This window comes from Methyloversatilis sp. RAC08, from assembly GCF_001713355.1.
In the GTDB taxonomy this organism is placed as follows: domain Bacteria; phylum Pseudomonadota; class Gammaproteobacteria; order Burkholderiales; family Rhodocyclaceae; genus Methyloversatilis.
In genome coordinates, this window is record NZ_CP016448.1 from 3714498 (window position 1) to 3735212 (window position 20715).

Consider the following 20715-nt stretch of genomic DNA (forward strand, 5'->3'; position numbering starts at 1 on the left):
GCGACGAGTGTCGGTGATAACGGTTTGTCCGACCCGGGAAAAACACCCCGATAGCGCTGCGCCGGTGGCATGAAAAGGGCCCGGTTTGCACCGGGCCCCATTCACTGCAGCTGACGCGCCGCGAGCTTACTCGCCGCGCGTTTCCACCTGCTGCATCGGCTCGCTGGCGATCACCGGAGGCTGACGACGGCGACGTCCCAGCAGGACCGGCTCGGGCTCGATCGGCGCCTGACCTGCACCGCTGCCAGGTTGTGTTTCGACCATGACGAGGCCGCTCGCATCAAGCGAACTCTGCAGGTCAACCGGCGCGGCCACAGGTGCCGGCGCAACGAGGATCGGTGACGAACCCATGCTTTCCATGGCACGCACCAGCGTTGATTCGGCGCTGTCGGACACCGGCGGTGCAGCACGCACAACCGGCACATCAGCCACGACCGGCGTGTCGATGACCGGTGCAGTCTGAACGGGTTCGGGGCTGACCTGCTCCACCGCATCGGCTTCGGCAACCGTCATCACGGCCGGGGCCGGGACTTCGGCCTGCACCGGTGCTTCGACCGGCACGGGCGCTTCCTCGATCACCGCAACCACCGGTTCCGCACTGGCTACGATGTCGACCGGTGCATCCTGTACGGCAGCCGGCACAGACACGGGTGCTTCAACGACCGGCTCGGTGGCCGCCAGCGCCAGCGGCGCCTGCGCCTCCGTCAGATCGACCGGCGCTTCGTTGGCGGCAGCCGTCACCCCCTCGATATCTCCCTCGACAGCGGCGACATCACCGATGGCACCGGCTTCGGCGCCTTCGGGGCGACGTTCGCCACGTTCGCGGCGACCACCGCGGCGGCGGCGGCTGCGCGGTGCTGCACCGTCCGCGCCCTCGGTGGGAACGCCATTTTCCGGCTGCGTCGAATCGGCACCCAGCGGCAGATCGACCTGCTGCTGTTCGCGCGCATCGTTGGCGGCCCGTTCACGCGGCGCGCGCGGCTCACGCGGCGGCTTCGGCTCGCGCGGGGCGCGTTCGGCCTGGGCGACGTTGCTGTCCTGGTCCTGCGTGCGTGGCTCACGCGGCTTGCGCTGCCCCTCACCGCGATTGCCTTCCGGACGTGCTTCACCACGACCTTCGCTGCGGCCCTCTGCGCGATTCGACGGCTCGCGGCCTTCGCGCGGTTCGCGACCCTCACGACCTTCACGGCCCTCGCGACCTTCCCGTCGACCGCGGCTGCGGCCGCCCGAATCACCGGAGCGCGGACCGCGCTCGCGATTGCCGGCCGGTTTCGGCTCGGCTACCGGCGCTGCGACGGGCGCAGGCGCCGGATCGGAACCGCGGAACCACGATGCGATCAGGCCGAACAGACCACGTGGTGCCGGAGCCGGTGCAACAACGGGAGCGACAGCGACCGGCGTGGTCGGCACCGGATCAGCCACCATCGGCGCCGGCTGGTCCGGCGTGAGGTGCTTGATCGCCGCTTCCATGCGCTTCGGACGTTCATCGGCCGGAATGGTCGACGGCGGCTGATAGCTTTCGGCCAGCGGATTCACGGCCATCTGGTAGGACGGCGCAACGATGCCTTCGAGATTCAGCTGGTCGTGGCGCAGGCGGATGATTTCGTGCGCCGGTGTTTCGAGGTGCTTGTTCGGGATCAACACGATGTTGACCTTGTGCCGCAGCTCGATGGCGTTGATGTCGGCGCGCTTCTCGTTCAGCAGGAAGGTGGCGACATCGACCGGGACCTGGGTATGCACGGCGCCCGTGTTTTCCTTCATCGCCTCTTCTTCGAGGATGCGCAGGATGTGCAGCGCGGCCGATTCGGTCGACCGGATGTGGCCGGTGCCGCTGCAGCGCGGGCACGGGATGTAGCTGGTTTCGGCCAGCGCCGGACGCAGCCGTTGACGCGACAGTTCGAGCAGGCCGAAGCGGCTGATCTTGCCCATCTGCACGCGAGCGCGGTCGTGATGCAGCGCGTCGCGCAGACGGGTTTCCACCTCGCGCTGGGCGCGCGGGTTTTCCATGTCGATGAAGTCGATGACGATCAGGCCGCCGAGGTCACGCAGACGCAGCTGGCGGGCGATTTCGTCAGCCGCCTCGCAGTTGGTGCGCAGCGCGGTTTCTTCGATGTCGCTGCCCTTGGTCGAACGGCCGGAGTTCACGTCCACCGCCACCAGCGCTTCGGTGTGGTCGATCACGATGGCACCGCCCGACGGCAGGATGACCTGGCGCGAGTAGGCGGATTCGATCTGGTGCTCGATCTGGAAGCGCGAGAACAGCGGTACGTCGTCGCGGTAGCGCTTCACGCGCGCCACGTTGCCGGGCATCACGTGTTCCATGAAGGTGTAGGCCTGGTCGTACACCTCGTCGGTGTCGATCAGGATTTCGCCGATGTCGGGCTGGAAGTAGTCGCGGATCGCGCGGATCACCAGACTGCCTTCCTGATAGATCAGGAAGGCGCCGGTCTGCGATTGCGCCGCTCCTTCGATAGCGGTCCACAACTGCAGCAGGTAATTCAGGTCCCACTGCAGCTCTTCGGCGTTGCGGCCGATGCCGGCGGTGCGGGCGATCAGGCTCATGCCGGCGGGCACTTCGAGCTGATCCATCGTTTCGCGAAGCTCGGCGCGATCATCACCCTCGACCCGGCGCGACACACCGCCACCGCGCGGATTGTTCGGCATCAGAACCAGGTAGCGGCCAGCCAGCGAAATGAAGGTGGTGAGCGCGGCGCCCTTGCTGCCGCGCTCGTCCTTGTCGATCTGGACGATCAGTTCCTGGCCGACGTGCAGCGCGTCCTGGATGCGGGCACGGCCCGGCTCCAGATCAGCCTTGAAATAGACCTTCGAAACTTCCTTGAACGGCAGGAAGCCGTGACGATCGGCGCCGTAGTCGACGAAGCAGGCTTCGAGACTGGGTTCGATCCGGGTGATGACCGCCTTGTATATATTGCTTTTTCGCTGTTCCTTGCTGGATGACTCGATGTCGAGGTCTACAAGTTTCTGTCCATCAACAATCGCAACGCGCAGTTCTTCTGCCTGCGTCGCGTTGAAGAGCATTCGTTTCATCAACTTCTCCCGCGCGCACCGCACACGGGCAGGACAAACCGCTCGTCAAATGAATAACGTCTATCGTTTCGGCGGCAATCGGGTTCTATCTCGATGAGGACGGGACGGGGACGTGGAGGGGTTTGCCAACTCTCAATGCAGCCGCGGTCTCGCAACTGCCTGGGGGATTCTGCCTGTACGGTACTCGCGCTACTCAGTACACTCGCTACTTGGGGTGAGCGGGATTAACCCGTGATCCGGTTTTCGTCTGTCCAAGAAAGACCGCATGAAGCACTGCACCGAACACTTTTATACCGGCGTCCACCACTTCGGGCTGGATGTGCTCCGGACTGCGCCTGACTTGCAAACAGACCGAAAACGCAATGCAGTATATTTGAAATGAAGGAGTTGGGTAAAGCTCCGAAAGTAGTGCGGCATGTCGTGGACATCGAGGAAGCCGGACAGCGCATCGACAATTTCCTGATCCGTATCTGCAAGGGCGTGCCGAAAAGTCACGTCTATCGCGTGCTGCGTTCGGGTGAAGTGCGGGTCAACAGCAAGCGGGTCGACCAGACCTACCGCCTGGCGGAGAGTGACGAGGTGCGCATTCCGCCGATGCGGCTGGCCGAGCCGGGTGCGCCCGCGCCGGTGCCGTCGCGCGATTTCGACATCCTGTACGAAGACGACGCCTTCCTCGCGCTGAACAAGCCGGCCGGCATGGCGGTGCATGGCGGCAGCGGCGTCAGTTTCGGTGTCATCGAAAGCCTGCGCCGCGCCCGTCCGGACGCACGGCTGCTCGAATTGGCGCACCGGCTGGATCGCGAAACCTCGGGCATTCTGCTGATCGCCAAGAAGCGTTCGGCGCTCACGGCGCTGCACGATGCCTTCCGCGACGGCGGTATGGAAAAGCATTACTTCGCCCTGGTCAGCGGGCGCTGGTTGAATCCACAGCAGCACATCAAGCTGGCCCTGACCAAATATCTGACCGAATCCGGCGAGCGTCGGGTGTCGGTGGACAGCGAAGGCAAGGCGGCGCACTCCATCGTCCGGCTCGAAGTACGCTGGCCCGGCTACAGCCTGCTCGACGTCCGGATCAAGACCGGCCGGACGCACCAGATACGCGTACATCTGTCGGCCAGCGGTTTTCCCATTGTCGGCGACGAAAAATACGGCGATTTCGCGCTCAACAAGGCCTTGCGCAAGGAAGGCCTCCCGCGCATGTTCCTGCATGCCCACAGTCTGGCGCTCAGACATCCGCTGACTGGCGAACCGGTGGAACTGGCGGCGCCACTGCCGGCCGATCTGGCTGGCTTCGTTCGCCGCATCGATCAGCAGCAGATGCGCGAATTCGAACGAAAAGACGCCGATCTGCCTCTACAGACCGAAAACCCCGACTGACATCCTCATGCCTGCACAGTTTGACCTCATCGTTTTCGACTGGGACGGTACGCTGCTCGATTCCGCCGCCGCCATCGTCCACGCCATACAGCGTGCCTGCGAAGATCTCGGGCTGGATACGCCGGACGACCGCACTGCCCGCTCTGTAATCGGGCTCGGCCTGGTCGACGCACTTGCACGCGTGGTGCCCGAATTGCCGTCATCACGCCATCAGGAACTGGCGGGGCGCTACCGCTATCACTACCTTTCGCGTGACCACGAATTGACGTTGTTCGATGGCGTGCCCGCACTGCTGGACGGTCTGAGCGCGCGCGGACACACCTTGGCGGTCGCCACCGGCAAGAGCCGGGCGGGGCTGGACCGTGCGCTCGGCCACACCGGACTGGGCAGCCGGTTTGCCGCGACGCGCTGCGCCGACGAGTCGGTATCGAAGCCGGCACCGGACATGGTGCTCGAACTGATGGACGAACTGTCCTTCGATCCGGCGCGCACGCTGGTCATCGGCGACACGACGCACGACCTGCTGATGGCGCGGCACGCCGGCTGCGAGTCGGTCGCGGTGACCTATGGCGCACATCCGCTGCATGAACTGCTGGCGGCCCGTCCGAAGGCGCACTGTGCAAGCGTGGATGAACTGACGGCGTGGCTGGCATGTCACGCGTAGCGGTGTGCGAGTCGGCTGAACTGGTCGATGGCGGACCCGGCGTACGGTTCGAGGTCGAGCAGCGAGGTAAGGCCGTAGCGGCATTCGCGGTCAGATTTCGCGGGCAGGTGCACGGCTACATCAATCGCTGCGCCCATGTGCCGATAGAGCTTGACTGGAATCACGGCGAGTTCTTCGACGACGCAAAGTTATACTTGATGTGTTCCACCCATGGCGCAATCTATGTTCCTGAAACCGGTCACTGCGTCGGCGGACCCTGCCGCGGCAGCCGTCTCGAACCGGTTGCGCTTGAAGAATCCGGCGGAACGGTATGGCGATCCGCGTAAATAATTGTTTTATTGGCTAAAAATGTCCGAACCGGAAAAGCAGCGCGACCCCAGTGCAGAGCCCGTCTGGGAACGAAAACTGATCGAGCGCCTGGCGCTTGAATCGGTGGTCGAGCAGCGGCGCAAGCGCCGCTGGGGGATATTCTTCAAGCTGGTCGGCTTCGCCTACCTGGGGGTACTGCTTTTCGCCCTGGTCGACTGGAGTGCGTTGTTCAGCCAGGCGGAACACCGCAAGCACACCGCGCTGGTCGAACTGAGCGGGGTCATCGCCCCCGGCGCCGAGGCCAGCGCCGAGAGCGTGATGGCATCGCTGCAGTCGGCATTCGAGGACAAGAACACCCAGGGCGTCATCCTGCGCATCAACAGTCCGGGCGGCAGCCCGGTGCAGAGCGGCATCATCAATGACGAAATGAATCGCCTGCGCGCCATGTACCCGAATGTGCCGCTCTATGCGGTGGTCGAGGACATCTGCGCCTCGGGCGGTTACTACGTTGCCGTCGCTGCGGACCGCATCTATGTAGACAAGGCGAGCATCGTCGGCTCGATCGGCGTGCTGATGGAAGGTTTCGGTTTCACCGGTCTGATGGACAAGCTCGGCGTGGAGCGCCGGCTGCTGACCGCAGGTGAAAACAAGGGTTTTCTCGATCCGTTTTCGCCGCAGGACGAAGGGCATCGCGTGCACGCCCGGGAACTGCTCGGTGACGTGCATCAGCAGTTCATCGATGTCGTGCGCAAGGGGCGCGGCGAGCGGCTGAAGGAATCGCCCGACATGTTCTCAGGTCTGATGTGGAGCGGCACCCGCAGCATAGAACTCGGGCTGGCCGACGATCTGGGCAGCGTGGAATTCGTTGCGCGCGAGGTCGTCAAGGCGGCAGACATCGTCGATTTCACCCAGCGGCAGAATCTGGCGGAACGTTTCGCCAAGCAGTTCGGCGCCGATGTCGGAGAAAGTGTCGCGGGCGCCTTTTCGCGCATCGGTCTGCGCTGAAGTTCTCTGCGACCCGGGTCAGCCGCGGGTCAGGTGCCGGCCAGCAGCAGAAAGAGGGTGGGGCGCCGGTCGATGCGTGCCACGTCTGCCGCCTTCCACTGCGCCACCGTCAGCGTGCGCACGTATTGATCGGGCGCCGTCAGCGCGCTGGCGATGCACAGCAGCGTGTCGCCGCGGCAGTGCGCGCGGAGGGTCTCGAACATTTTCAGATTGCGGTAGGGCGTTTCAATGAACAGCTGCGTCTGGCGCAACTGAGCCGACGTCTTTTCGAGGGCGGCCAGTGCGCGCGCGCGCTCCGCGTCATCCACCGGCAGATAGCCGTGAAACGCAAACGACTGGCCGTTCAACCCGGAGGCCATCAGGCCGAGAAGGATGGATGACGGACCGACCAGCGGTACCACTTCGATACCCATGGCGTGTGCAGCGCGTACCACCAATGCGCCGGGGTCGGCCACGCCCGGACAGCCGGCATCCGAGATGACGCCAGCGCTGCGTCCTGCGCGTACCGGTTCAAGCAGCGCACGCAGCGGAGAGCCGCCGCGCTCGGGGGGCAGTTCGACGATGTCCAGTTCGCGCAGCGGCGTCGGATGTTCCAGTCGCTTCAATGTCGCCCGCGCGGATTTGGCGCTTTCGACCAGAAAGTAGTCGAGCCGGTGCGCGCACTCGCGCACCGTTGTAGGGGTGTCGGCGTGCCACAAGGCGCGGCTGTCGAGTGCACTCGGCAACATGTAGAGCACGCCCTGCGGCGGTGCGCTCATGGCAGCTGATAACCGATGCGGCGCAGCATCCGGCTCAGCTCGATCAGAGGCAGGCCGACCAGTGCAGTCGGATCGTCTCCGCTGAGCCTTTCAAGCAGCGCGATGCCGAGGGACTCGGATTTCGCGGCGCCGGCACAATCGACCGGATCGTCAAGCTCGACATAGCGTTCGATTTCCGTTTTCGACAGCGTCCGGAATACGACTTCGGTCGGAACGACTGCTTCATGCAGCGCGCCGCTTCGCGCATCGATGACACAGAGCGCGGTGTCGAAGGTCACTTTAGAGCCGCTCAGTTCGAGCAACTGGGCGATCGCAGCATCACGCGTGCCGGGCTTGCCGTAGCGGCGGGTGCCGCACCAGGCGACCTGGTCAGAGCCGATGATGCAGCTGTCCGGATACCGCAGGGCGATCGCCTGTGCCTTGTTCCGGGCAAGCCGCGTGGCCTGCGTACGCGGCGATTCGTCACCGACGCACGATTCGTCGATGTCCGGCGAGGCAGTCGTGAAAGGCAGGCGCAGGCGCGCCAGCAATTCGCGGCGATAGCGCGAAGATGAGCCAAGAACGAGCGGAGGCGGGGTGTCGGACATGGGCGGGACGGGGCGGCGCGTTGTTGCGGAACGCTTTGACAGTATTACGTGCCGGATAGTATCATTTTGGGTTTGATTCTTCGCCCGGATGCGCCCCGCGAGCCCGCCGACAGGTGGGCTGATTACAAGCAGGGTGCGGTAGAGGTACCCGTGACAGGCATGGATGAAAGCGACCGGCAGCAGGCGCCCGGGAAAGGTGACGGCATGCCGCGGCAGCTTGACGCAATACAGTTTGCACGAACGTCCGGTGTCCTTGACGGCTGTACGGATGTTGCGTTGCTTGATCGTGTTGCGCAGGAGTGCTCTGCAGTGCCTGCACGGATAGACTGGTCGATCGTCGGGCAGGTTGATGACGAAGGTGCATGCTGGCTTGAGCTGGCGCTCGCGGGATCATTGATGCTGCAGTGTCAGCGCTGCCTGGACGACGTGGCGGTCGGTGTGCGCAGCCGTTCGCGCTTCCGTCTGGTTCCGGCCGGTGAAGACTGGGGTGACCAGGACCTCGATGACGACAGTTATGAGGCGCTTGAGCTGGAAGGGCCGCTGGATGTGCGAACGCTGATCGAGGACGAAGTTCTGCTGTCGCTGCCCGCCATCGCACTGCACGATCAGTGCAGCCCGCCCGGCATCGATGTCGATGTCGATACGGCCAGGCCGTCGCCATTTGCCGAATTGGGCAGGTTGAAGCAGGGACAGTAGCAATAGTCGTAGGGGCTGGCGGCTGAGGGCGCCGGTGGTGTGCAACAAGCAGGGTCGGCGTGTAATGCGCACCCCGAAGGTTCGGCAGTCGCCGAGCGGTCGGGAAAGCAGCGGCGATCCATCACGTTTTATTGATCCGGTTTTCCGGTAGGAGTGGTTCCATGGCAGTCCAGCAAAACAAGAAGTCCCCGTCGAAGCGCGGCATGCATCGCGCGCACGATTTCCTGACGGCACCGGCGACGGCAGTCGAGTCGACGACAGGTGAGGTGCATCTGCGCCACCACATTTCCCCGAGCGGTTTCTATCGCGGCAAGAAGGTGCTCAAGACCAAGGGCGAGTGATCCCCTGTTTCGACTTTCCGGCACACAGCCCGATGTCGGCAAGCTTCGGCCATCGTGACTGGACTGGACGCATCGCATGAGCTACACCCTCGCCATTGATTGCATGGGCGGGGACCACGGCCCGTCGGTCACTGTACCGGCGGCCGTTTCCTATATCCGTCGCGACCCTGCATGCAGCGTGCTGCTGGTCGGGTTGCAGGACGTTCTGAACGCCGAGTTGAAGCGCCTGGGTGCCGAAAATGAGCCCAGGCTTTCGGTCGTGCACGCCACCGAAGTGATCGGCATGGACGAGCCGCCGGCGCAGGCCATGCGCGGCAAGAAGGATTCGTCTATGCGGGTCGCCATCGATCTGGTCAAGTCAGGGCGCGTGCAGGCGGCCGTCTCGGCTGGCAACACCGGCGCACTGATGGCGATCGCGAAATTCGTGCTGAAAACGCTGCCCGGCATCGACCGTCCGGCCATCGCATCCATACTGCCGACGATGAAGGGACATACCTATGTCCTTGATCTCGGTGCCAATGTCGATTGCACATCCGAGCATCTTTTCCAGTTCGGACTGATGGGCGCCATGCTGGTATCGGCGCTCGAATCACGCGAGCGTCCCAGCGTCGGCCTGCTCAATATCGGCGAAGAGGCGATCAAGGGCAACGATGCGGTCAAGGGCGCAGCCGAACTGCTGCGTGCCAGCGATCTGAACTTCTACGGCAATGTGGAAGGCAACGACATCTACAAGGGCACGACCGATGTCGTCGTGTGCGATGGCTTTGTCGGCAACGTGGCGCTGAAGACGTCGGAAGGTCTGGCACAGATGATTGCCACCTTCCTGCGCGAGGAATTCAGCCGGGGGCCGTTGCGCAAGCTCATGTATCTGGCTGCCCGGCCGGTGATCCAGGCGTTCCGCAACCGGGTTGATCATCGTCGCTACAATGGCGCCACGCTGCTCGGGCTGCGCGGCGTCGTCGTCAAGAGCCACGGCTCGAGCGATGCTTACGGATTCGAAGAGGCGGTGGCGCGTGCGGCGGATGCCGTGCGCAACGACCTGATCGCCCGCATTACCCTTTGCATGACACGTACCGAGGTGGCTGCATGACCTTCTGCCGTATCACCGGCACCGGCTCGTACCTGCCGGGATCGCCGGTGTCCAACGACGATCTCGTTGCGCGTGGTATCGAGACGTCGGACGAATGGATTGCCGAACGCACCGGCATCCGGCGTCGTCACTTCGCTGCTGACGACGAAAAATCCAGCGATCTGGCGCTGCAAGCCTGTCGCAGGGCGCTCGAGGCAGCGGGGCGCCCGGCGCAGGATATCGACTTGATCATCGTCGCCACCTCGACGCCGGACCAGGTCTTCCCGAGTACCGCCTGCCTGCTGCAGAACCGACTCGAGAACCGTACCGCAGTCGCATTCGACGTCCAGGCCGTCTGCGCAGGATTCGTCTACGCGCTGACCATTGCCGAAAAATTCATCCGCTCCGGCTCGCACAAGTGCGCCCTGGTGGTGGGTGCGGAGGTCTTTTCGCGCATCCTTAACTGGGACGACCGCGGTACCTGTGTGCTGTTCGGCGATGGTGCCGGAGCGGTGGTGCTCGAAGCATCGGACGAGCCGGGCATCCTGTCGTCGGTGCTGCATGCCGATGGCCATTACCACGACATCCTGTCGGTACCCGGTACGGTGTGCGGCGGCAAGGTGTCCGGTACGCCTCTGCTGCAGATGGATGGACAGGCCGTGTTCAAGTTTGCTGTACGCGTCCTGGGCGACACGGCAATCGAGCTGATGGACGCAGCGAAGCTGCCGATGTCCTCTCTTGACTGGCTGGTGCCGCATCAGGCGAACGTGCGAATTCTTCAATCCACCGCTCGCCGGCTCGATCTGCCGATGGACAAGGTGGTGGTCACCGTTGCCGACCATGGAAACACGTCGGCCGCCTCGGTTCCGCTTGCGCTCGACCTGGCGGTGCGCGACGGTCGCATCCGGCGTGGTCAGCTCGTCATGCTGGAAGGCGTCGGCGGTGGTTTCACCTGGGGCGGTGCGCTGCTTCGCTTCTGAAGGTCTTTCGAACATGCAGAAACTCGCATTCGTATTTCCCGGGCAGGGGTCGCAGTCGGTCGGCATGATGGCCGCCTATGGCGACGACCCTGTGCTGCGCAGCACATTCGACGAAGCGTCCGCAGCGCTGGGCGAAGACCTGTGGGCGATGGTGTGCGACGGTCCGGCCGAACGCCTTGCCCTCACCACCAACACCCAGCCCCTGATGCTGACCGCCGGCGTCGCCGTGTATCGCAGCTGGATGGCACGTACCGGTCGTCGTCCCGACATGGTCGCTGGCCACAGCCTGGGCGAATATGCCGCGCTGGTGGCGGCCGGGGTGCTTGAGCTGGCTGACGCGGTGCCGCTGGTCCGTCTGCGCGCCCAGGCGATGCAGGACGCAGTGCCGGCGGGAACCGGCGCCATGGCTGCTGTACTCGGACTGGATGCGGCCGCGGTACAGGCCTGCTGCGACGATGCCGCGCAGGGGCAGATCGTCAGTGCGGTCAATTTCAATTCGCCTGAACAGACGGTGATTGCGGGCCATGCCGAGGCAGTGACGCGCGCCATGGCGCTGCTGTCGGAACGTGGAGCCAAGCGTACGGTGGCGCTTCCCGTCAGCGCGCCATTTCATTGCGCCCTGATGCAGCCGGCCGCAGCACGCCTGGCCGAAGCGCTGCCGAAGGTGGCGTTTGCCCGCCCGGCGATCACCCTGATCAACAATGTCGACGTTGCCTCGCCCGATGACCCCGATGCCATCCGCGACGCACTGGTGCGTCAGGCCGCAGCGCCGGTGCGCTGGGTCGAGGTCATCCAGCGCATGGCTGAGCTCGGCGCGGTCACCGTGGCGGAATGCGGGCCGGGCAAGGTACTCGCCGGACTGACCAAGCGCATCAACCGCGACCTGACCGGCGTGGCGCTGGCTGACGCGGCGGCGCTGGACCAGCTGGCACAACAGATCGGAGCACAGTGATGGGCGTACTTGACGGACAGATAGCGCTGGTCACCGGTGCCAGCCGCGGCATCGGTCGTGCGATCGCGCTGGCCCTGGGCGCGGCAGGCGCGACAGTGGTGGGTACTGCGACGACCGAGGCCGGTGCGGCGGGCATCCAGCAGGCGCTTGATGGTGCCGGCATCACGGGGCGCGGCATCGTGCTCGATGTCACCCGCAGCGAGGACATCGCTACTGCGATGTCCGGCATCGAACAGGCGTTCGGTGCCGTCACGGTGCTCGTCAACAACGCCGGCATCACGCGCGACAACCTCGCCATGCGGATGAAGGACGACGAATGGCAGGCCGTCATCGACACCAATCTGAAGGCGGTCTTCACGATGTCGCGCGCCGTGATGCGCGGCATGATGAAGGCGCGCAACGGCCGCATCATCAACATCACGTCGGTGGTGGGCGAAACCGGAAACCCCGGTCAGGCCAACTACGCCGCCGCCAAGGCCGGCGTGGCCGGCATGAGCATGGCGCTGGCGCGCGAACTGGGTTCGCGCAACATCACCGTCAATTGCGTGGCGCCGGGTTTCATCGCGACCGACATGACCGATGCGCTGGCGGACACGGCACGCGAGGCCCTGCTGGGCCAGATACCGCTCGGCCGCCTCGGCACGACGGATGAAGTTGCGGGCGCAGTGGTGTTTCTCGCTTCACCGCAGGCCGCTTACGTGACCGGCAGCACACTGCACGTCAACGGCGGCATGTTCATGCATTGACGCCAACGCGGTCGGCGGTGTTGCCGGCCGGTCGTTGGCGGCGAAGCGGGGCAGGCTTTCTGTTACACTCGCGCCACTTTTTTTAGTGCCCTGACGGACTCGTCAGGGCTTACACAGGGAAGGAGTTTCGCAATGGAAAACATCGAACAACGCGTCAAGAAGATCGTCGCAGAGCAACTGGGCGTGAACGAGGCCGAAATCAAGAACGAATCGTCGTTCGTCGATGATCTGGGCGCCGATTCGCTCGATACCGTCGAACTGGTGATGGCCCTCGAAGAAGAATTCGAGTGCGAAATCCCGGACGAAGAAGCGGAAAAGATCACTTCGGTGCAGCAGGCCATCGACTACGTGAATGGCCATCTCGCCGGCAAGGCCTGATCGTTCATCGGACGGAGCACGTTTTGGCACGTAAAAGAATTGTCGTGACCGGCTTGGGAATCATTTCCCCGGTCGGCAACACCGTAGGGCAAGCCTGGGAGAACATCCTGGCAGCAAAGTCCGGTATCAGGCGCATCACGCGCTTCGATCCGTCCGAACTGCCGGTACAGATCGCAGGTGAAGTTCGCGATTTTGACGTCGCCAACTATCTGTCCCCGAAGGAGGCCCGTCGCTTCGATACCTTCATCCATTACGGCATCGCTGCCTCGATGGATGCGATCCGCGACGCCGGGCTGACCGCATCACCTGACAACGCCGAACGTATCGGCGTCTGCGTGGGTTCGGGCATCGGCGGTCTGCCGATGATCGAGGAAACGCACAACGTCATGCTGGCAGGCGGGGCGCGCAAGGTGTCACCGTTTTTCGTGCCGGGTTCGATCATCAACATGATCTCCGGCATCATCTCGATCAACTACGGTTTCAAGGGCCCGAACTTTGCAACCGTCAGCGCCTGCGCAACCGCCAACCATTCCATCGGTGAAGCGATGCGCATCATCGAGTACGGCGATGCGGACGTAATGATTGCCGGTGGCGCGGAATCGACCATCTGCCCGCTCGGCGTCGCAGGTTTCGCAGCGGCAAAGGCCTTGTCGGGTCGCAACGACGATCCCGAAGCCGCCAGCCGGCCGTGGGACACCGGACGTGACGGTTTTGTGCTTGGCGAAGGTGCAGGCGTGCTCGTGCTCGAGGAGTACGAGCACGCGAAGGCGCGTGGTGCGCGCATCTATTGCGAACTGGCCGGTTACGGCATGAGCGCGGACGCCCACCACATCACCGCACCGCGCGAGGATGGTGAAGGTGCAGCGCGCAGCATGAACAATTCGCTGCGCAATGCCGGCATCGCAGTCGACGGCATCGACTACATCAACGCTCACGGCACCTCGACGCCGCTTGGCGATATTGCCGAGACGGTAGCCGTGAAACGCTGCTTCGGCGAGCACGCGAAGAAGCTGTGCGTCAGTTCGACCAAGTCGATGACCGGTCATGCGCTCGGCGCTGCAGCCGGAATCGAGGCGGTGGTGACGGTGCTGGCCCTGCATCACCAGGTTGCGCCGCCCACCGCAAACCTGCGCGATCAGGATCCGCAGTGCGATCTCGATTATGTGCCGCTGGTGCCGCGCGACTTGCGCATCCGCGCTGCGATGTCGAATGCGTTCGGCTTCGGCGGGACCAACGCTACGCTGGTGTTCAGCCAGCTGTAGGGCCGTCGTTGTGGGCAATGACGGTCCAGCCGCTTTTGCCCGTATCGAACTTCAGGGGTCGCGTTGCTGCAACGCGGCCCTTTTCGTTTGCGCCGCCTCGCTGATCGTGTCGGTTTTGCTTCGGCCAGCGGTTGCGCCGGTCGCTGCAGCCGCACTCGCGCTGGCCCTGCTCGCGCGCCGGCGCGCTGCCTGGAAAGTCATTCAGTTGAGCGAAGCGGGACAGATATCGCTCTGCCGGGCCGACGGATTGATCGCAACAGGTCGCCCCGTGACAGGTCGCGTCGGTCGCTGGTGGGTATCGCTGAGCCTGCGCCCCGATCAGGGCACCGGCCGCACGCTGATGCTGTTTGGAGACCAGTTCGCCGCTGCCGACGACTTCCGGCGCCTCAGGCGCTGGCTGCGTGCAGCACTTCCTGATGACGCACACGACGCGGACGCAGGATGGTCGGGCTGGCGATCGCGCTGGTTTCCGGGTAATCGAGACTGAAATGCAGTCCGCGGCTCTCGTGCCGCTGGATGGCGCTGCGCACGATCAGGTGCGCGGTGAGCACGAGGTTGCGCAGTTCGATCAGATCGTTGCTGATCCGGAAATGGGCGTAGTACTCGTCGATTTCACGCTCAAGCAGGCGGATCCGGTGCAACGCGCGTTCGAGCCGCTTGTTGGTGCGCACGATGCCCACGTAGTCCCACATGAAGCGACGCAGTTCGTCCCAGTTGTGAGCGATCACCACCTGCTCGTCGGCGTCAGTCACCCGGCTTTCATCCCATGGCGGCAGTATCGTCGGCGCGACCGGCTTGCGCGCAAGGATGTCCCGCGTCGCGGCGGTGGCGTACACAAGACATTCGAGCAGTGAATTGCTGGCCAGCCGGTTGGCGCCGTGCAGTCCGGTGTATGTGGTTTCACCGATCGCGTACAGGCCATCGACGTCGGTACGTGCGCGCTGGTCGACCTTCACTCCGCCGCAGGTGTAGTGCGCTGCCGGCACGACCGGAATCGGCTGCCGCGTGATGTCGATGCCCAGTTCGAGACAGCGGGCATGAATGTTCGGAAAGTGACTGACCAGGAAATCGGCTGGCTTGTGCGACACGTCGAGATACACGCAGTCCAGGCCGCGCTTCTTCATTTCGTAGTCTATGGCCCTTGCCACGACGTCGCGTGGCGCCAGTTCGGCGCGCTCGTCGTGCGCCGGCATGAAGCGCTCGCCATCCGGCAGGCGCAGCAGGCCACCCTCGCCACGCATCGCTTCGGTGATCAGGAAGGATTTGGCGTGCGGGTGGTAGAGGCAGGTCGGGTGGAACTGGATGAATTCCATGTTGCCGACGCGGCAACCCGCGCGCCACGCCATCGCAATGCCGTCGCCGGTCGCGGTGTCCGGATTGGTCGTGTAGAGATAGACCTTGCCCGCGCCGCCCGTGGCGAGTACGACGACGGGCGCCGCGAAGGTAATGACGTCGCCGGTTTCGATATCGAGGATATAGGCGCCGGCGCAGCCGATCTCGGGGCGACCGATCTTCCATCCGACGATCAGATCGACTGCAAGATGGCGCTCGAAGATGTGGATGTTCGGGTGACTGCGCACCTGGCCGGTCAGCGTGGTCTGGATCGCCGAACCCGTTGCATCATCGACATGCACGATGCGGCGGTGACTGTGGCCGCCCTCGCGCGTGAGGTGATAACCCAGTTCGCCCTGCGCATCACGCGTGAATGGCACGCCGCGCGCGATCAGCCATTCGATCGCTTCACGGCCGTGCTCGACGACGAAACGGGAAGCGTCCTCGTCACACAGGCCTGCGCCGGCGACCAGCGTATCGCGCAGGTGGTGATCGACCGAATCGGCGCTGTCGAGCACGGCCGCGATGCCGCCCTGGGCCCAGCTCGAGGCCGAATCCTCAACCTGCTTCTTCGTGATCAGCGCAACGCGCTGTCCTGCCTCGGCAAGGCGGAGCGCCAGCGCCTGCCCGGCAAGTCCGCTTCCAAGTACCAGCGCGTCGAAATTCAACACGGGAAAGAGCCATTCGGTAAAGCGCGCACTATATCGCAGCGCGCCGCCCGGCAAGCTTTTCTGCGCTAGACCGTAAACTTTTGCACCGCCGCTCATTGACCGGATGAACTTTGTGGGGATGCCCCGGTCTGTTGCAGCATGGACGCGACCCTTACTCCCCTTCAAGCAGTACTCAGGCCTGAGCGCTCGGATATACTGCGCGCCAGTTCAAATGCCGTACCGGTGAAAGATCCGGGCAAAGCAACCGCACAGATGAGCGAGCGAGAAGTTGACCAGTTGCTGGTCGAGCGGGCGCAGCGCGGCGACAAGCAGGCCTTCGGGCTTCTTGTCACCAAGTACCAGCGGAAGCTCGGCCGACTGCTTTCCAGACTCATACGTGACCCGGCCGAGGTGGAAGACGTCGCACAGGAAGCCTTCATCAAGGCTTACCGCGCACTGCCGTCCTTTCGCGGTGAAAGCGCGTTCTACACCTGGCTGTACCGGATCGGCGTGAATACTGCGAAGAACTATCTCGTTTCGCAGGGGCGACGCGCGCCGACAAGCACCGAATTCGATTCGGAAGAAGCTGAAAACTTTGACGACAGCGACAATCTGCGCGACATCAACACACCGGAACGCCTGTTGCTGACCAAGCAGATCGGCGAAACAGTGAATGCTGCGATGGATGCCTTGCCGGAAGAATTGCGTACCGCGATCATGCTGCGCGAACTCGAAGGCATGGCATACGAAGAAATTGCGACCGTGATGGACTGCCCTATCGGGACCGTGCGTTCGCGTATTTTCCGCGCTCGCGAGGCGATATCGGAAAAACTGCGGCCGTTGCTCGACACGGCACCTGACAAGAGGTGGTAAGACTCATGAAAGAAAATCTGAGCGCGTTGATCGACAACGAACTCGAAGACCGCCAGGCCCAGCAGGTACTCGATCGCCTGCACGCAGACGGTGACCTGCGCGACGAGTTTGCACTGCAGGTTGCAGTCGGGGACGCCTTGCGTGGCGATATCGGTCTGGGTGCCGCCTTCACGGCTTCGGTCATGAGCCGACTTGACGACGAGCCGACGGTTCTTGCGCCAGTCACGCATCGATCGGCGGCGGCCGGCCCCAGGCGCATGTGGATGTCGGCAGCCGCTGCCGTCTCCGGCGTAGCTCTCGTGTCCTGGCTCGGGCTTGACCTGATGCCGGCCGGCGCGCCGGTGCAGATGGCGGCCACTACGTCGGCTGCGGGTTATGCGCCGCAGGTGCGCGCTTCCGTCGCCAACAATGACGCACCGTTGCGTGCCTATCTTGTTGCACACCACGGCTACTCGCCCACGGGGAGCATGCAGGGCGTTGCGCTCTACGCACGCGGTGTTTCGGATGTTTCGGCCGACGACCGTCGATGATCTTCCGCGCAGTCTGCTTGCTGGCTGCCCTGATCGGCGGGCCGGTCGCTTGGGCGCAGAGCCAGGCTGAAGCGCTTTCCATGTTGAGCCGGGCAGTCACTGCCTCGCAAAACATGTCTTACGCAGGCACCTTCGTCTATCAAAGCGGTGCCAACGTCGAAACGTCCCGCATCGCGCACTACGTCGACGCGGACGGCAGTTCCATCGAGCGTCTCGAGGTGCTCGACGGCAGCCCACGGGAGGTTGTGCGCATCAACGACGAGGTGCGCTGCTACCTGCCGAAAGAGAAAATCGTCATCGAGGATCGGCGGGGTTCGCGCAAGACCTTCCCGTCCCTGCTTCCGGAATCGATCAATTCGCTCAGTGAGTTCTACGCGATCAAGCGCGGAGCATCCGGCCGGGTTGCCGGTTTCGCGACGCACTCGGTGTTGCTCGAACCGAAGGATGGTTTCCGATTCGGCTACGTGTTCTGGATAGAGGCGCAGACCGGCCTGCTGCTCAAGGCGCGCATGGTCAATGAACGCGGTGAGGCGATCGAGCAGTTTGCGTTTGCACAACTTGAAATAGGGCTTCCGCTCAGCCGCGAGGACGTCCGTTCCCGCATGGCTGCGATGTCGGAGGGCTGGGCGGTGCATTCCGCCAGCACGACCACGGGGCAGAACGTGGATGTCGGCTGGGTCGCCAACGCACCGGTACCGGGCTTCCGGCAGATTGCCGGCATGCGCCGCTCGCTCGGTCCGGACCGTCCGGACATGGTTCACATGGTGTTTTCGGATGGCCTCGCTGCGATATCGGTATTCATCGAGCCTTTCCGCAAGGAAGACGGCAATTTCATCGGGCCGATGAAGCACGGCGCAGTCAACGTATTCAAGCGCCGCGTGGGTAATTTCATTGTCACCGCGCTCGGCGAGGTGCCACCGCACAGCCTGCTGCGCATGGTCGAGGGCGTGGAGCAGAAGCGCTGATGGACATCCGGCAAGGACAGGTGCGACGTGTAGCCGGTCGCCTTGCCTGGGTGGACGTCGTGCGCAGCAGCGGCTGCGGTCGCTGTGCCGACGTCGGTGGCTGCGGGCAGGCATGTTCGGCGCGTCCTACCACCTATGTGATTCCGATTTCCCTCGCGGTCGCCGAAGGTGACAGGGTCGAGGTGTCGGTTCCGCATCGCGCGCCTCTAGTGGCTGCGCTGATGACCTACGGCGTCGGACTGGCTGCGATGTTTGCCGGTGCCTTGCTCGCCCGATTCGTGCTCGGTGAATCCGATCTGGCGGTGGCGGCAGGGGCCGTCACGGGCCTTGCAGCATCCGTGCTTTGGCTGCGCCGCGTGCAGCCGCGCGCCGAACTGCTGCCGGTGATCCATGCTGTTTCGCAAACCCGAACCCTTCCGGAATCATGAAAGCATTCATCGCCGCGCTGTTCCTGAGCATCGTCTCGAACCTTGCCATAGCGGCGCCCGCACAGGCGCCTGCGCCACGTCAGTTGCCGGACTTTTCCGAACTGGTCGAGCAGCAGGGTCAGGCGGTGGTGAACATCAGCACGACGCAGAAGGTCAGTACTCGAGCCATGCCGCAGATGCCGCCCGGCATGGACGAAAACGATCCGATGTACGACTTCTTCCGCCGCTTCGTGCCGCAGCAACCCGGCGGCCCGGGGTCGCCGGATGCGCGTTCGCTGGGTTCCGGCTTCATCGTGTCGGCCGATGGCTACCTGCTGACCAACGCGCATGTCGTTGACGAGGCGGAGGAAATCACCGTCAAGCTCAGCGACAAGCGTGAATTCAAGGCACGCGTGATCGGTGCCGACAAACGCACCGACATTGCCGTGTTGAAGATCGACGCCAGCGGTTTGCCGATGGTGAAATTCGGTGACGCAACCAGGCTGCGCGTCGGCGAGTGGGTGGTGGCCATCGGTTCGCCTTTCGGATTCGAAAGCTCGGTCACGGCCGGCATCGTGTCGGCCAAGGGACGTTCGCTGCCACAGGAAAATTTCGTGCCCTTCATCCAGACCGATGTGGCCATCAATCCGGGTAATTCCGGTGGGCCGCTGTTCAACCTGCGTGGCGAAGTGGTGGGCATCAATTCCCAGATCTACAGCCGCAATGGTGGCTTCATGGGGCTTTCGTTCGCGATTCCGATCGATGTCGCGATGGACATCCAGTCGCAGTTGCGCGCCAACGGGCGGGTGCAGCGCGGGCGCATCGGCGTCGTGATCCAGGAGGTGACGAAGGAACTGGCCGATTCGTTCGGCATGAAGCGCCCGGAAGGCGCGCTGGTCAGTTCGGTCGAGCCTCGCGGTCCGGCCGAGGTCGCCGGCATCGCGCCCGGAGATGTCATCCTGCGTTTCGACGGCAAGCTGGTGGAAGGTTCGGGCGATCTGCCGCGACTGGTCGGCGGTACCAGGCCGGGCGCATCGTCGATCGCGCAGGTGTGGCGCAATGGTGGCACGCGCGACATCGCAGTCACCGTAGCCGAATTGAACGACGATCTGGCCGATCCGCGACGCAGTCGTCGTGGAGGCGGTGCGCCGGAAGCGGCGCCGCAGTCCAATCGCCTCGGGCTGGTGTTGTCGGAAGTGACGCCGCAGCAGCGTCGCGGCATGCAGATCGAGGGTGGCCTGCGGGTGGAAAACATCACCGGCGGCGTCCGGTCAGACCTGCGCATCGGCGATGTCATACTGGCCGTCATCGCGCGTGGCAAGCAGACGCCGGTGTCCACGCTTGAACAGTTCAACGGCATCCTGTCGAGCATGGAACCGAAGATCGGCCTGACCGTTCTGGTGCGACGGGGCACCAACCAGACCTTCCTGACATTGCGTGTGCCGAACGGTCAGGACGCGGAAAAGTGAGTTTTTCGACGGATGCGCCCGAATTGACGCTCTATCTGCGTCGCTGGTGCCACCTGTGCGACGATCTGCTCGAGCAGTTGAGGCCGATGATCGCGCCGCTTGGCGTCGAAGTGCGTGAAATCGACATCGACGAGCATCCGGAATTTGAAGCCTCCTACGGCGAACACATCCCGGTGCTGTGTGTCGGCGAGCGCGAACTGTGCCGTCACCGCCTTGATCCGCGGGCGGTGCAGGCCTATCTGCTAGAATCTCGCGCTTGATCTCGTCGGTCCGGCTGACCAGACAAGGGTGCCGCCAAGGGCACCCTTTTTCATTCC

Annotated in this window: 23 protein-coding genes; 19 read left to right on the plus strand and 4 right to left on the minus strand. The window is 63.9% G+C overall.

Annotated features, from left to right (window positions below):
• Window positions 1–126: 126 nt before the first annotated feature.
• Window positions 127–3048: an Rne/Rng family ribonuclease gene (locus tag BSY238_RS16855; RefSeq protein ID WP_069040167.1), complete on the minus strand. Its 2922-nt coding sequence runs from the start codon at window positions 3046–3048 to the stop codon at window positions 127–129.
• 378 nt (window positions 3049–3426) lie between these two features.
• Here BSY238_RS16855 and BSY238_RS16860 point away from each other — a divergent pair, with 378 nt between their 5' ends.
• Genes BSY238_RS16860 through BSY238_RS16870 form a run of 4 tightly spaced genes read left to right on the plus strand, consistent with a single transcriptional unit; the run spans window position 3427 to window position 6403 of the window.
• Window positions 3427–4425 carry an RluA family pseudouridine synthase gene (locus BSY238_RS16860; RefSeq protein ID WP_069040168.1) on the plus strand — a complete coding sequence of 333 codons (999 nt, stop codon included), beginning with the start codon at window positions 3427–3429 and terminating at the stop codon, window positions 4423–4425.
• Between the two features lie 7 nt (window positions 4426–4432).
• A complete protein-coding gene (locus tag BSY238_RS16865) occupies window positions 4433–5089 on the plus strand; it encodes an HAD family hydrolase (RefSeq protein WP_069040169.1) in 657 nt (218 codons plus the stop codon).
• Window positions 5077–5415 carry a Rieske (2Fe-2S) protein gene (locus BSY238_RS18205; protein WP_083224084.1) on the plus strand — a complete coding sequence of 113 codons (339 nt, stop codon included), beginning with the start codon at window positions 5077–5079 and terminating at the stop codon, window positions 5413–5415. Before BSY238_RS16865 ends, BSY238_RS18205 begins: the two co-directional genes overlap by 13 nt.
• A 22-nt stretch (window positions 5416–5437) precedes the next feature.
• Complete coding sequence (locus tag BSY238_RS16870) at window positions 5438–6403, plus strand: S49 family peptidase (RefSeq protein ID WP_069040170.1); 966 nt, start codon at window positions 5438–5440, stop codon at window positions 6401–6403.
• Between the two features lie 29 nt (window positions 6404–6432).
• On the opposite strand, the gene BSY238_RS16875 is transcribed toward BSY238_RS16870, so the two are convergent.
• Complete coding sequence (locus BSY238_RS16875; RefSeq protein ID WP_069040171.1) at window positions 6433–7161, minus strand: SAM-dependent methyltransferase; 729 nt, start codon at window positions 7159–7161, stop codon at window positions 6433–6435.
• Window positions 7158–7748 carry a Maf family protein gene (locus BSY238_RS16880; RefSeq protein ID WP_069040172.1) on the minus strand — a complete coding sequence of 197 codons (591 nt, stop codon included), beginning with the start codon at window positions 7746–7748 and terminating at the stop codon, window positions 7158–7160. The genes BSY238_RS16875 and BSY238_RS16880 overlap by 4 nt, the downstream gene beginning before the upstream one ends.
• Before the next feature lie 309 nt (window positions 7749–8057).
• Here BSY238_RS16880 and BSY238_RS16885 point away from each other — a divergent pair, with 309 nt between their 5' ends.
• The 9 genes from BSY238_RS16885 to BSY238_RS19075 all read left to right on the plus strand — a co-directional run bounded on the left by BSY238_RS16885 (window position 8058) and on the right by BSY238_RS19075 (window position 14659).
• Complete coding sequence (locus BSY238_RS16885) at window positions 8058–8444, plus strand: YceD family protein (protein ID WP_223300192.1); 387 nt, start codon at window positions 8058–8060, stop codon at window positions 8442–8444.
• A 161-nt stretch (window positions 8445–8605) separates the two neighbouring features.
• Window positions 8606–8785, plus strand: coding sequence for a 50S ribosomal protein L32 (gene rpmF / locus BSY238_RS16890; RefSeq protein ID WP_019917801.1), 180 nt, complete (start codon window positions 8606–8608; stop codon window positions 8783–8785).
• Between the two features lie 76 nt (window positions 8786–8861).
• Window positions 8862–9875: a phosphate acyltransferase PlsX gene (plsX, locus tag BSY238_RS16895; protein ID WP_069040174.1), complete on the plus strand. Its 1014-nt coding sequence runs from the start codon at window positions 8862–8864 to the stop codon at window positions 9873–9875.
• Window positions 9872–10834, plus strand: coding sequence for a beta-ketoacyl-ACP synthase III (locus BSY238_RS16900; RefSeq protein ID WP_069040175.1), 963 nt, complete (start codon window positions 9872–9874; stop codon window positions 10832–10834). The genes plsX and BSY238_RS16900 overlap by 4 nt, the downstream gene beginning before the upstream one ends.
• Window positions 10835–10847: 13 nt before the next feature.
• The gene (fabD, locus tag BSY238_RS16905; RefSeq protein ID WP_069040770.1) at window positions 10848–11786 is read left to right on the plus strand and encodes an ACP S-malonyltransferase; all 939 of its coding nucleotides are present in this window, start codon (window positions 10848–10850) and stop codon (window positions 11784–11786) included.
• Window positions 11786–12532, plus strand: coding sequence for a 3-oxoacyl-ACP reductase FabG (gene fabG, locus BSY238_RS16910; RefSeq protein WP_069040176.1), 747 nt, complete (start codon window positions 11786–11788; stop codon window positions 12530–12532). Before fabD ends, fabG begins: the two co-directional genes overlap by 1 nt.
• A 132-nt stretch (window positions 12533–12664) precedes the next feature.
• Window positions 12665–12910, plus strand: coding sequence for an acyl carrier protein (acpP, locus tag BSY238_RS16915; protein ID WP_069040177.1), 246 nt, complete (start codon window positions 12665–12667; stop codon window positions 12908–12910).
• Between the two features lie 23 nt (window positions 12911–12933).
• Window positions 12934–14172 (plus strand): beta-ketoacyl-ACP synthase II, encoded by a 1239-nt coding sequence (fabF, locus tag BSY238_RS16920; protein WP_069040178.1) that lies wholly within the window; start codon window positions 12934–12936, stop codon window positions 14170–14172.
• Entirely contained in the window at window positions 14120–14659 is a 540-nt protein-coding gene (locus BSY238_RS19075) for a protein YgfX (protein ID WP_442922955.1), read from the plus strand. The genes fabF and BSY238_RS19075 overlap by 53 nt, the downstream gene beginning before the upstream one ends.
• Here BSY238_RS19075 and nadB read toward each other — a convergent pair.
• Window positions 14559–16175, minus strand: coding sequence for an L-aspartate oxidase (gene nadB, locus BSY238_RS16925; RefSeq protein ID WP_069040771.1), 1617 nt, complete (start codon window positions 16173–16175; stop codon window positions 14559–14561). The genes BSY238_RS19075 and nadB overlap by 101 nt on opposite strands.
• Before the next feature lie 252 nt (window positions 16176–16427).
• On the opposite strand from nadB, the gene rpoE reads away from it, so the two are divergent.
• From rpoE to BSY238_RS16955, 6 genes are all read left to right on the plus strand, one after another.
• Window positions 16428–17027 carry an RNA polymerase sigma factor RpoE gene (rpoE, locus tag BSY238_RS16930; RefSeq protein WP_069040772.1) on the plus strand — a complete coding sequence of 200 codons (600 nt, stop codon included), beginning with the start codon at window positions 16428–16430 and terminating at the stop codon, window positions 17025–17027.
• A gap of 5 nt (window positions 17028–17032) precedes the next feature.
• Window positions 17033–17557 (plus strand): sigma-E factor negative regulatory protein, encoded by a 525-nt coding sequence (locus BSY238_RS16935; protein WP_069040179.1) that lies wholly within the window; start codon window positions 17033–17035, stop codon window positions 17555–17557.
• A gap of 113 nt (window positions 17558–17670) precedes the next feature.
• Complete coding sequence (locus BSY238_RS16940; protein WP_236952603.1) at window positions 17671–18522, plus strand: MucB/RseB C-terminal domain-containing protein; 852 nt, start codon at window positions 17671–17673, stop codon at window positions 18520–18522.
• On the plus strand, window positions 18522–18950 hold the full coding sequence (locus BSY238_RS16945; RefSeq protein ID WP_069040181.1) for a SoxR reducing system RseC family protein: 429 nt from the start codon (window positions 18522–18524) through the stop codon (window positions 18948–18950). Before BSY238_RS16940 ends, BSY238_RS16945 begins: the two co-directional genes overlap by 1 nt.
• Complete coding sequence (locus tag BSY238_RS16950; protein WP_069040182.1) at window positions 18947–20398, plus strand: DegQ family serine endoprotease; 1452 nt, start codon at window positions 18947–18949, stop codon at window positions 20396–20398. The genes BSY238_RS16945 and BSY238_RS16950 overlap by 4 nt, the downstream gene beginning before the upstream one ends.
• Window positions 20395–20658, plus strand: a complete 264-nt coding sequence (locus BSY238_RS16955) for a glutaredoxin family protein (RefSeq protein ID WP_069040183.1) — start codon at window positions 20395–20397, stop codon at window positions 20656–20658. Before BSY238_RS16950 ends, BSY238_RS16955 begins: the two co-directional genes overlap by 4 nt.
• Window positions 20659–20715 lie beyond the last annotated feature (57 nt).